Source organism: Coleofasciculus sp. A1-SPW-01 (genome assembly GCF_040217205.1).
GTDB lineage: Bacteria > Cyanobacteriota > Cyanobacteriia > Cyanobacteriales > Coleofasciculaceae > Coleofasciculus > Coleofasciculus chthonoplastes_A.
Map to the genome: position 1 here is coordinate 99,866 of NZ_JAVJNP010000090.1, position 12,246 is coordinate 112,111.

The following is a 12,246-nucleotide window of genomic DNA, read 5'->3' on the forward strand; positions in this document are numbered from 1 at the left end:
TAAGATTTTTTCCCAGACCTACTTGTTCAGGGAATGGGATATCCTGCGTTACCTTGCCCTAAATCAACCAGTGACCTCGCTCAACCTGGTCAGAATCTAGATTAAAACGTTTCTGATCTGCTTAACGGCTTTATTAAGAAGTGTATAGAATACATGCCAAAATTTTACAGTGTCATAACAGAGTCATCATAGTGGATTAATCTCACTCACTGAGAAAAAGCATAAGTTTTGTTACATTAGTTCGGGTTCCGAGGGGTGAAGGAGCTGGGGGAGCTGGGGAAGCAAAGGACGAATGACAAATGACCAATGACGAATGACCAATGACGAATGACCAATGACGAATGACCAATGACAAAGGACAAATGACGAATGACCAATGACAATACCAGCATGGCTGTAGCCCAATTGTATGACGCTTACCCCTTTCCCCCAGAACCCTTGCTGGATGAACCGCCGCCTGGGTATAACTGGCGCTGGAATTGGTTAGCCGCCTATAGTTTCTGCACGGGTCAAAAACCGTCAAGGCAGGATATTCGGATTTTGGATGCTGGCTGTGGTACAGGGGTAGGAACCGAATATTTGGTTCACCTGAATCCCCAAGCTGCGGTGGTGGGCATCGATTTGAGTGCTGGGGCGTTGCAGGTGGCGCAGGAGAGGTGTCATCGTTCTGGGGCGAATCGGGTTGAGTTTCATCACTTGAGTCTTTATGATGCCCAGGAATTGGAGGGAGAGTTTGATTTAATTAACTGTGTAGGCGTATTGCATCATTTGCCTGATCCGATTCGCGGTATTCAGGCATTAGCCCCTAAGTTAGCACCAGGGGGCTTGATGCATATTTTTGTCTATGCTGAATTGGGGCGCTGGGAAGTGCGGCTAATGCAACAGGCGATCGCACTCTTGCAAGGGGAACAGCGTGGGGATTACCACGATGGTGTGCAAGTCGGACGCCAGGTGTTTGAATCTTTACCAGAAAATAACCGAATTGTCAAGCGAGAAAAAGAACGTTGGTCATTGGAAAATCAACGGGATGCGAATTTCGCGGATATGTATGTGCATCCCCAAGAGATTGACTACACGATTGACAGTCTATTTGAGTTAATTGATGCGTCGGGGTTAGAATTTATCGGCTTTTCTAATCCTAGATATTGGCAATTGGATCGCCTATTGGGGAAAAATCCAGGATTAATGGAACGGGCGAGTGGGTTGAGCGATCGCGAACAGTATCGTTTAATTGAATTGTTAGATCCAGACCTATCTCATTATGAGTTTTTCTTGGGGCGTCCACCTTTACCGAAGGTTGATTGGTCACAGGATCAGGAGTTATTAGCGGCGATTCCAGAACGCAATCCCTGTATGGAAGGGTGGCCCAGTCAATGTTTATTTAACTACGACTATCAGATTATCAATTTATCAGATGCGGAGTTTGCTTTTCTGCAAGCCTGCGACGAGAACAGTAGTCAACAACGCACTGTGGCAGAGATTTTAAGGGAGGTAGAGTTAGGATTAGATGGAGTGCGATCGCTCCAACAGCAACAGCTTATTATCTTGAGTCGGTAATCGTCATTTGTCATTTGTCATTCGTCATTTGTCATTCTTTATTTGTCATTTATTGCTCCCCTCTCCCCTGGTGGGAGAGGGGCTGGGGGAGAGGGGGATATGCGACTAAACCCGCCCCTAAACCCAACCGTACACACACATTAGGTTCTGATTTCTGTAAGCGAAAGTTATAGTCAGGGCGGGTTTAGTTAAGTTAGTGGTTTGAGCCGATGCGTTATTGGTGAAACCCGCCCCTACACATTCAAAACTAAAAATTTCTTATCGTAAATTGTCAATGCGCGTTATTATCCAGCGAGTTAAATCCTCTCAAGTTACCGTTAACGGTGAAGTCGTTGGCAAAATTGGTCGAGGACTAAATTTATTAGTAGGAATTGCTGATAGCGATACGGAAACTGAATTAGATTGGATGGCGCGAAAATGCTTGGATTTGCGGTTATTTCCGGGAACCAATAGTGATAGCGATCGCTGGGAACAATCGGTTCAGGAAATTGGCGGTGAATTGTTGGTGGTGAGTCAGTTTACCTTGTATGGCGATTGTCGTAAAGGACGTCGTCCATCATTTTCGCGATCGGCAAATCCAGAACAAGCCGAACAGCTTTATCAGCAGTTTGTGGAAAAGTTGCGTCAAAGTGGGTTACGAGTGGAAACCGGGGTATTTGGGGCGATGATGCAAGTCTCGATTGAAAATGATGGACCCGTGACATTGCTACTGGAGCGGTAGAATTGATGAAATCTTGGTAGTGCGAGCATCTTGCTCGCTACCCATTCCCAATTGAAATGCGTGACAGCTTGTTAGTTAACACTCAGATATTGCTCCCTTCTCAATAAAGCAAATTGTAGTAGTATGGCACACCTAATTGGGTTAAGCTGTTCGGCATTTAAACCTTAATATCAATAACGGCGAAAGCCTTGTAGTGCGTTTAGCGAAGCCATGCCGCAGGCTTTGCATCTTGCTCACTACTAATACCCAATTTAAATGCATGACAGCTTAGGACTTACGCACAAACACTATTTAGGGTAGGGGCACGATATTATCTTGTCCTTACAGCTTAAGCCAGAAACCCCTCACCCCCAGCCCCTCTCCCACTCTGGGGAGAGGGGAGCAAGAAAGTCAGTCCTAGTTATTATCAAAAAGGATTACCTGTTATGATGAAACCCGCCCAGTGATAAGGATGCTCAAAGGGAGGTTTACCTGCCATCATTTTATCCGAATCTTGTTGAATTAAAGCCGCTTCAGTTTTGAGATATTCGCTCGCGTGAGGATGAGTGGCTTTTACATCTTGAGCGAGTTTAAGATACCAATTCACTAGGTCACGATTTGTAACTTGCTTGAGCCAATTTTGTGCCTGTTTGAGAGCAGACACCGGATGTTCACCCGCTTTCAGATATTGATAAAAACGAATGGTTAGCCAAGCGGTTGAACGTTCATCTACCATCCAAAGGGTACTAATCACATAACTTACGCCTTTGGCTAGAAATGCACTAACTAATCCCACATATTCATCAATCAGGTTCTGGGAATTCGTAATCCCGGTTTCGCAAGCGGAGAGAAAGATGAGATTGTAATTGCCAAAGTCTAACTGTTCAAAAATATCTGCCATAGTTAGCTTATCAGCCAATGTCAGTTGTAGGGCTGATGCTTTAGGATTGTCTAGATTGTGATAAGCATGACCTGTGAATTGAAATGTACCTGTATTTGATTGTAATCGCTGAATCAGTTTGACTTTATCCAGTGTGGAAATATCCAGGAGTTGATATTGGGGATATAAGACGGCAATCACATTAGCTGCAATCCTAGAATAGCGTAAGTTATCAGAGGGATTTTCTAGACTGAGGAGCGATTGGGCAGATTGATAGGGTTGCAAGTTTAATCCGATTTGAAAACTGGGTAGATAGGTAATGGTAAACTTTGGGGGAAAAAGGTAATGGAGAGGGAGGAGATGTAAGTCGCGATGGGGAATTAAAATGAGTTGGTCAATATCTCTGAGATAGGGCAAAATATCACGAATATGGAGAATATATTCCAGGCTGCGTAATTGAGAGTCCATACTTTGCCACCAAATAGAGGTTGTTTGGTGCGGTTTGCTGTAATGGCGATAGTCTTGTTTCCATCGCTCTAACCAGTCTTCAAACTCTCGCAATTGATTGGCGGTTGCTGGATAAGATTGTTTGGGTTGATTAAAGAAAGGAAATGGCGAGCGCTTTTTCTTCGATTTTAAGGGTTGAAGCTGGAGGATTTGCGGTGGTTGGTTATGTTTGAGGATAAAGGTAGTAATCGCGGCGGGACTAATGTGCCAGTAAATTGCAGCAGTATGGGAATTAAGTTGCTGTTGGATTTGGTTATAGGTGAGGTTGGGAGCTTTATAGGCTTTGCCATATTGTAGCCAGCCTAAGCAGGTATTTTTGCGTTCTTCAGCTAATTCTAGGGCTTGAATTTGTTGTTCGGGTTCGGATGACTGGGCGAGGGTATCGACTTGGTATTGATTAAATCCGGCAAATTTCTGTTTGAAGTGGATATAGTTTTCATCGCTAAAGTTAGAGTCTTGCAGCCATCGTTCTAATAAATCAGTACCTTGGTTAAGTAGTTCTTGGACTTGTTTCGGCGTGCTGATGTATTGACAAACCCGGATTAAGTCTTGCAAAACTTCTAGTTGTCGCTGGCGATATTTGGTAGTATCAAGAAGATTCAAAGCTTTGTCATAAGAATCTTTGGCTTTGAGTAAGTTATCGAGATTAGCTTCCTGTTGTCCTAGTTGGTAATAGGCTCGAGCTTCACCATAGTAGAGTTCGCCACGCCCTTCTCGGTGTTCAGGCGTGTCTAAGTTAAGGTTGTTTCTTCCATTTTCCCAGTTTTGGAAGGCTTCATCGTAGCGTTTCAGGTAGAATAATGCCGAACCTCGATTTATCCAAGCTATATAGTAGTCAGGTCGAATTTCAATGGCTTTATCGCAACTTGCGATCGCCTCTTCGTATTTCCCTAATTTATACAGCGCACCACCACGTACATTCCAGGCATAATAGTAGTCAGGATTAATTTCAACCACTTTATCGAAACTGGCGATCGCCTCTTCATATTTCCCTAACTTATCCAGCGCATCACCCCGATTACTCCAAGCTGTGTAGTAGTCAGGATTAATTTCAACCACTTTATCGAAACTGGCGATCGCCTCTTCATATTTCCCTAAATCATTTAGCACATCACCCCGATCACTCCAAGCTGTGTAGTAGTCAGGATTAATTTCAACCACTTTATTGAAACTCGTGATCGCCTCTTCATATTTCCCTAACTTATACAGCGCAACACCTCGGTTCCCCCAAGCTTTGTAGTAGTCAGGCTTAATTTCAACCACTTTATCGAAACTCGCGATCACCTCTTCATACTTCCCTACGTTATCTAGCGCAATACCCCGATTACTCCAAGCCATATAGTAGTCAGGATTAATTTCAATGGCTTTATCGTAACTCGCGATCGCCTCTTTATAGTTCCCTAACTCATACAGTACACCACCCCGGCCATTCCAGGCATAATAGTAGTCAGATTTAATTTCAATGGCTTTATCGTAACTCGCGATCGCCTCTTTATAGTTCCCTAACTCATACAGCACATAACCCCGCCCATTCCAGGCATAATAGTAGTCAGAATTAATTTCAATGGCTTTATCGAAACTAACAATTGCTTCCTCATACCGCTTCAACTCAGATAACGCAAGTCCTCGCCCTCGCCAATCTTGATAAGTGTGAGGTTCACGTTGAAGCACTTGGTAAAAATCTGCTGTTGCGGGTTCCTCTAATTTCAACCCTCGGTAAGCCATACCTCGATACGCTAGGGCTAAAATATAGCAGGGTTCAATATCTAAAGTTTTAGTCAGATAATCAACCGATTCCTGATATTGCTCTAAGCGATAACAAGCTAAACCTAACCCAAACAACACTTGGGGGTTTTCCGGTTCCCGTTGTTCGGCTTGCTGAAATATCTGCAACGCTTCTTGGTTTTGTCCCCGATCTAGCTGCTCATGTCCCTGCTGTAATAATACGGCAATATTATCATCCGACATGATCTGGTTTGCCTCCTGATGCTCTTATTCCTAGTATGTCCCCATTCACTATATTTTTGTCATCAAGAATAAGGATGCTTCGTTTTTTTTGCACGAAAGGGGAGAATTCAAAGCCTCTCTCCTTGTAGGAGAGAGGTTTGGAGAGAGGTTTTCCAGTTATATGGTGCGTTACGCTATCGCTAACGCACCCTACATATAGAACATATAGAGCCTTTGCGTTAGTTCTCAGGTGTGCCACGCCAGTAGGTTTTGACGTTTCACGGGAGCTAGAGCGGTAGAATAGCAGGATGCCCTCAACTGGATAAAATTCCATGTATCGCTTACGATCTCTCCCTTGGCGATCGCTACTCGAAATCTCAGGGATTACCACTGCGATCGCGATCGCCCTTGAAATTATCATCGGCTTAGGCGTCACCCAATCCGCTGCAATCCGCGAGATGCTCCAGTTTCTCTATACTCCTCCCCTAGGGATGATCATCGCCTTAATGGCTGCGGTGGGATTTGGAGTTCTCGCGGTTTATATTCTAGAACGCTTTTATCCCCAGGTTTTGATTAACAGTAACAGCTTGTGGGCATTAGTTCCCTGTTTAGCCCTAACTTTGTGGTTAAAATCACTATTGCCTGTACCCGCTTTCTTGGTAAGTTTAAGTTATGCCAACGTGGTTGCCGTTCTCGTTGGCGTATTTTGGAAAGGACGTCCCTATTGGCGCTAGCAAACTGAGTTCAAGATTAGCCGTAAATCAACAATAGACTGAGACATTGCCCATTGCATAAGACACACCGAGCGAAGTCGAGGTGTTGCCTCTTGCCTGTCCCGATCACAACACTTATTCAGCAGCCACTAATTATCAAACCCTGCGGCTTTTTATCGCCAATTCGTTTTGCGGATCTTCTACTAAGATAACCGGGATAGAACTTACTTCTAGAACGGCTTGCGATACGGAACCGACTCGCACCTGTTGCCAAGGTTGATGTCCCCGTTTCCCCATGACAATATCTGCCACTTGATACTCTTGCGCCACCCGAATAATTTCTTCTGGAATGGAACCCTTGATCGTGATAAATTTATAGCGAATATCACTGAGTAATCGTTGAGTGCGATCGCGCAGCTTTTCTACCTCCTCTATCTCATCACTATTGATCACATGTAATACAATCACTTCACCATCCGTGCGTCGAGCAATAGTAGCTACTTTCCTTAAAACTTCTGTCGCCAAGGGAGAGGTATCCACCGCCGCTAACAACACGGTATGAGTCACTACCGTTACTTTCGTCGGGTCAACCTCTCCCCGTTCCAATAATTTTGGCGCAAACGTAGGAATCGCCCAAGCACCAATGGGTGCTGTGGTCAAAATGGAAAGTGCTGCAATGGCTAAAATAATTTCTCCCCCTTCAATCCCCCTGGCTAAGGGAATCGCACCAATTGCCGCTTGAACCGTTGCTTTTGCCATATTTCCCGGCAGCAAAAACAGCAGTTCTCGCCCCGTCCAATTACTTCCCACTGTCGAGAGATACCAACCCACGGGACGACCGACAAACAAGCCAATAGCTAACACTAAAAGTCCTGGTAAAATTGTATCCCCTAATACTTGCAGTTGAACACTAGCGCCCAATAAAACAAATAAAACAATCTCCGCCACAACCCAAAGGCTATCAAATCCACCGCGTAGGCGTCGAGCCAACGGTGCATCCAATTCAATCAAAAAGAACCCCATCGCCATCGCAGCTAAATAGCCCGAATAAGGCAACACTTTATCGACAATCACCAATAATAAGGCAATTCCAGCGGCAATTAAAACATCTTGAACCGTATTTTGTGTCCAATTTTGTTCCGTTAGTAGCGAGACGATTAAACGAGCCGCCGCGTAGCCAATCAAGATGCCCAGTCCGATTTCAATAAATACTTGCAACGGTAGTAATTGCAACGCCGAAAGTGTAAATCCTCCAGGAAGGGTGATGGTTTCAATTCCGCCCTGACCTAAAAAACTTAACAGTAAACTGAATAAAAGTAATAAGAGAACATCGGATAAGGCACTCCCCGTGAGAATGGCATCGGGAATTCCCTTCGTCACTCCCCAACCCAAACGTTTTAGCCGCAGCATTCCCGGAACAATTACCGCCGGAGATTCTGCGCCAATGATGCAACCTAAGAGTAATCCCGTGGGAACGTCAAAGTGAAAAATCCAGATAGCGGCTAACGCGATCGCAATTGCTTCAAACCCCGCAGGCAAAAAGCCTAGCCGCAGCGCTACACTTCCCTGAGAAAGCAGCTTTTCCCGATCCAGCCCTAGTCCCGCCTTCATCAAGATAACCATCACGGCAACCGTTCGCAAACTATCCGCCGCTTCCAGCACATCTGAACTGATCACATTGCCAACTTGTGGTCCGAGGACAATTCCCACCAAAATCATACCGATCAACGGTGGCGCACCTAAACGACGGGCAATTTGACCCCCAAAAAAGCCCATCAGTAAAATCCACAATGCGCTAGTTAACATAGAAGATTCTGGTTCTGAGGAAGGATAAGAGACAAATAATTAATTCGACTGACTATCACGACGCCCTAGTTCATAAACAGCGCCACTGATACAAGCCAGAAGCCCCATACTGATTGCCCAACTGGAACCGAGTGTGAGTTCAACACCCCAGTTGCAGCCAGCGCCAACGACTAAAAATGGCACAATGCTGAACAGGGAAGCATAGAAAGCATTTTGAGCTTCTCTTCCCCGACGAGTGCGTTCATATTCCTTCATGGAAGTGTAGAGCGATCGCTCGGCAAAGTTAAACCAGCGATTCAGTTGTTCCATGATCCAGTGGCTTAGCGTCGAGAAGCCCCAGTACAGCGCTAGCGCCCACAACGATGCACCCGCGATCGCTGTCGTATTTAACTCGAATTGAAAGGGCAAAAGTTCAGTGATCATGAGTTGTTTGGTAGAATAGGGCGACTATTGACTCATTAATGTATCTTAACAAAAAGCAGTTTAACGAGTGAGAGGTAAGGCGCAAAGGTGCGGGGGAAGATGAGGGAGATGAGGGAGATGAGAAAGATAGGGGAGATGGAGCCGTTGCGATTTAACTCAAAACTCTACCTTACCCGATTGGCTATTGCCTATTGCCTATTGCCTATTGCCTATTCCCTGACGAATGACGAATGACAAATCCCAGCTTGCGGCAAAATAGGTAAGTTAGACCCCATCAGTTTTAATGTCAAGAAGAAACGATGACTAAGGCGAGCCAAAAACAAACCGAAAACCGCCCCAGTAAAAAAGCTGGGAAACGTTTAGCCATTGGAATAGGATTATTGATTGCACTTTTCGCGTGGATTGTAGATTTGCCTAGCGCGATCGCACAGGAGAATAGCGTCAACTATACGCTTACTGAATTACACTATCGAGATTTTTCTAATCAAAATTTAGAGGGAACCTCGTTTGCAGGTGCAGATCTACGCGGTGCCTCTTTTCGAGGAGCTTCTCTTCAAGGATCAATTCTCACCAAAGCGGCGTTTTTTGAGGCGGATTTAACCGGAGCTAACCTGTCCGAGACTTTAGCTGATCGAGTTGTCTTTGACGGCGCTAATTTAACCAATGCTATTTTTACTAATGCTATTGCCAGTCGTAGTCGCTTTTTTGATACAACGATTACAGGGGCTGATTTTTCCGGTGCAATCCTTGACACCTATCAAATATCATTAATGTGTCAACGGGCAGATGGCGTTAATCCCGTCACCGGCGTTTCAACGCGGGATAGTTTAGGGTGTCGTTAATTAGGGGCTGCTGAATAAGTGTTGTGGTAAAAGGGAGTTGGGGGAGCTGGGGGAGCAAGGGTACATTTTTCCTGAGCAAGGTGATGCCATAAGCTGTTCGGCATCTAAACCTTAATGTCAATAATGGTGAAATCCTTGTATGTAGGGCGTTAAGCGAAGCCATGCCGCAGGCTTTGCATCTTGCTCGCTACTAATACCCAATTTAAATGCATGACAGCTTACTTATGAAGGATGCTACGCCAAGGTTTATTACTGGTACACCTCAACCCTCAAAGTTTTTGTCTATTGAAAAACAACAGCAACGTTTACATTTCTGCCAGTAATTTCCTCGGCTGACACAATTGGTTTTAGGGTTGCGCTGACTTACCTCACACCTTTGAGTCGCATAGCTCCCTGTCTTTTAGTTGAGGAAATATGAACAATACAGTTAATCGTTGCTGTTGTTTGTTGACGAGACAGATATTCGGGTATACAGATGGTTTGACCTCGTTATCGTTCAATATTGGAGTTACACTAGACTAGACTCGGTTATCTGTCAGGGAAGCTTTATGGCTTCACTTTATAACTTTACTCCGTTCTGGTTTTTGTGGACTAGCAATGATACAGAAGTTTGTTTATTGAAAAATAAGGTAATAAATCGATATAAGAGTTCACGGATCATCCAACTCTTGCCTAAATCCCTCCAGAGAAGCCGAAGTACGATAGCTTACGCCGTTATGCATTTAAATGGGGTATTAGTAGCGAGCAAGATGCTCGCACTACAAGGATTGCGCCATTATTGACATTAAGGTTTATATGCCGAACAGCTTACACCTTCGCGTTACTTAAATCAGGAAAAACCTCCCGCACCGCCGAATGAACCAACTGATGATTCTGGACATTCACGCCCTTTGCCAACGCCACATCTGATGCGACAGCCTTGATTCCTTCATTGGCTAACTTGAGGACATAGGGTAACGTACTATTATTCAGGGCTTGAGTCGAACTCCAAGGTACAGCACCGGGCATATTGGGGACACCATAATGGACAACCCCTTCATCTATATAGGTGGGATTCGTGTGTGAGGTAGATTTCAAGGTTTCAATACATCCTCCCTGATCCACCGCCACATCAACAATTACAGCACCCGGATGCATTTGTTGCACCAAGCCACGAGGGACAAGAATTGGCGCTCGACGCCCCGGAACTAATACCGCCCCAATCAGTAAATCGGCTTGGGGAACGACGGCTTCAATTTGGGCTGAATTACTGTAAAGGAGTTCAACTCTGGAACCAAACAGAGTTTCTAAGTAGGCTAGACGTTCAACATTAATATCCAAAATCTGAACTTGAGCGCCCATTCCTACCGCTATTTTCGCCGCTTCTGTGCCGACAACACCACCCCCAAGAATCACCACGTTACCGCGTCTCACCCCAGGAACACCCCCTAATAGCACCCCGCGCCCACCTTGCTGGCGTTCCAGAAATCGAGCGCCAAATTGGACAGAAAGACGACCGGCAATAATGCTCATTGGTGTCAGCAAGGGGAGGCGGCGATCTGGAAGTTCCACAGTTTCATAAGCGATCGCACAAACACCACTATCGATTAAACACTCGGTCAACGGGCGATCCGCCGCCAAATGCAGGTAGGTAAACAGTAATTGTTCTTTCTGTAAATAGGGATACTCCGACGTTAGCGGTTCTTTCACCTTAACCACCAGTTCCCGATTCCACGCCTCGGCTGCTGTGGCGACAATCTTAGCGCCACTATGCTGATAGTCTTCATCGGTAAAGCCAGCACCCGCCCCCGCCTGGGTTTCAATCCAAACCTGATGTCCTGCTTCCTGTAAGACGCGAACACTACTAGGACTCAAGCCGACTCGAAATTCTTGGTCTTTTGTCTCTTTGGGTACACCGATTTCCATCGTTTTCCTTTATGTCATGCAGTTTTCAGGCGTTGTGCCATAAGAACTAAGCTTATACTCCTGGCGCGATCGCACAACACTGTTGTTGAATTTGGTATCACTTAACTGTATTAATTCTGTCCTTGCTTGTTTAAATGTTAAACTGAGTAAAGAAATATAACTAAATCATTACACCATCCTTGGCAACTATGACACAACCCCAACCTACAACCACTCCCCAACTCGCCGAACCCAAGTTCGGTTTCAATGAATATGCTGAACGTTTGAATGGTCGAGCCGCGATGATTGGCTTTGTCTTGACCTTGGCGATTGAATATGCTACAGGTCAGGGACTGCTAACGTGGCTAGGTTTGCAATAATACTGTGACATCTTATGGCAGTGAGAGTATTTTGCTCCCGAAAGGGTTCCTGGGCATAACCCAGTGAGCGATTCTGAACAAGTCAAACGTCTCACGTCAATTGTAGGGGCGGGTTTAGCCACTGAAGCTAGCTTACCTGCCAATAACTGACGAACAAAACCCGCCCTCCTCCGTCCCTGATTGCGACTATAGAGTATTAGTGTTAAAGAATAATGGGTTGTCAGTTAATCTGTCGATTGATCGGATAACCTAGAAGTAGATAAAGTACTTACGTGGAATAGAGATAAATAGCAAACCGTGATGAATGCCTTAGGACCTCGATTCTGGAAGTTAGCCTACCGCAAAGAGCCGATTTCTAGCTTTATTGTCACTGTCGGCGCTGTCGATGCCGTCATTGGCGGAGTTGGTGAACGCTGGTCGCTGCTAACATTTGGGTTAATGATGGTCATGTTAGCCTTATGTTTACGCTGGTGGCAAAGCCAACGCCGCCAAACCGAACTGGCTGAACAACCCGTAACCCATTATCTGCCATCAAGTCCTTCCCGTCCACCCTTACCGATGCTCAGTACCAGCAAACGTCATCCCCATCGCTGATGCTTCTTTGTTG

At 45.3% G+C, this 12,246-nt stretch carries 10 protein-coding genes; 6 read left to right on the plus strand and 4 right to left on the minus strand.

Annotation, left to right across the window (positions count from 1 at the left end; translation table 11 throughout):
• Positions 1–369 precede the first annotated feature (369 nt).
• Positions 370–1,557 (plus strand): class I SAM-dependent methyltransferase, encoded by a 1,188-nt coding sequence (locus tag RH949_RS13920; RefSeq protein ID WP_446353854.1) that lies wholly within the window; start codon positions 370–372, stop codon positions 1,555–1,557.
• 274 nt (positions 1,558–1,831) lie between these two features.
• A complete protein-coding gene (gene dtd / locus RH949_RS13925) occupies positions 1,832–2,278 on the plus strand; it encodes a D-aminoacyl-tRNA deacylase (protein ID WP_446353856.1) in 447 nt (148 codons plus the stop codon).
• A 406-nt stretch (positions 2,279–2,684) separates the two neighbouring features.
• Here the strand turns inward: dtd and RH949_RS13930 are convergent, their stop codons facing one another.
• Positions 2,685–5,612, minus strand: coding sequence for a tetratricopeptide repeat protein (locus RH949_RS13930; protein WP_446353858.1), 2,928 nt, complete (start codon positions 5,610–5,612; stop codon positions 2,685–2,687).
• A gap of 311 nt (positions 5,613–5,923) precedes the next feature.
• On the opposite strand from RH949_RS13930, the gene RH949_RS13935 reads away from it, so the two are divergent.
• Positions 5,924–6,325, plus strand: a complete 402-nt coding sequence (locus tag RH949_RS13935; RefSeq protein WP_006101359.1) for a hypothetical protein — start codon at positions 5,924–5,926, stop codon at positions 6,323–6,325.
• Positions 6,326–6,460: 135 nt separating this feature from the next.
• Here RH949_RS13935 and RH949_RS13940 read toward each other — a convergent pair whose 3' ends face one another.
• Positions 6,461–8,110 (minus strand): cation:proton antiporter, encoded by a 1,650-nt coding sequence (locus RH949_RS13940; protein ID WP_446353861.1) that lies wholly within the window; start codon positions 8,108–8,110, stop codon positions 6,461–6,463.
• A 39-nt stretch (positions 8,111–8,149) separates the two neighbouring features.
• A complete protein-coding gene (locus RH949_RS13945) occupies positions 8,150–8,533 on the minus strand; it encodes a hypothetical protein (protein ID WP_006101388.1) in 384 nt (127 codons plus the stop codon).
• Positions 8,534–8,832: 299 nt separating this feature from the next.
• Between RH949_RS13945 and RH949_RS13950 the strand changes: the two genes are divergently transcribed.
• A complete protein-coding gene (locus RH949_RS13950; protein ID WP_006101352.1) occupies positions 8,833–9,375 on the plus strand; it encodes a pentapeptide repeat-containing protein in 543 nt (180 codons plus the stop codon).
• A gap of 807 nt (positions 9,376–10,182) precedes the next feature.
• Here RH949_RS13950 and ald read toward each other — a convergent pair.
• Complete coding sequence (gene ald, locus RH949_RS13955; RefSeq protein ID WP_446353863.1) at positions 10,183–11,280, minus strand: alanine dehydrogenase; 1,098 nt, start codon at positions 11,278–11,280, stop codon at positions 10,183–10,185.
• Positions 11,281–11,468: 188 nt separating this feature from the next.
• Between ald and RH949_RS13960 the strand changes: the two genes are divergently transcribed.
• Positions 11,469–11,639, plus strand: coding sequence for a hypothetical protein (locus RH949_RS13960; protein ID WP_006101587.1), 171 nt, complete (start codon positions 11,469–11,471; stop codon positions 11,637–11,639).
• 300 nt (positions 11,640–11,939) lie between these two features.
• Positions 11,940–12,233 (plus strand): hypothetical protein, encoded by a 294-nt coding sequence (locus RH949_RS13965; protein WP_006101375.1) that lies wholly within the window; start codon positions 11,940–11,942, stop codon positions 12,231–12,233.
• Positions 12,234–12,246 lie beyond the last annotated feature (13 nt).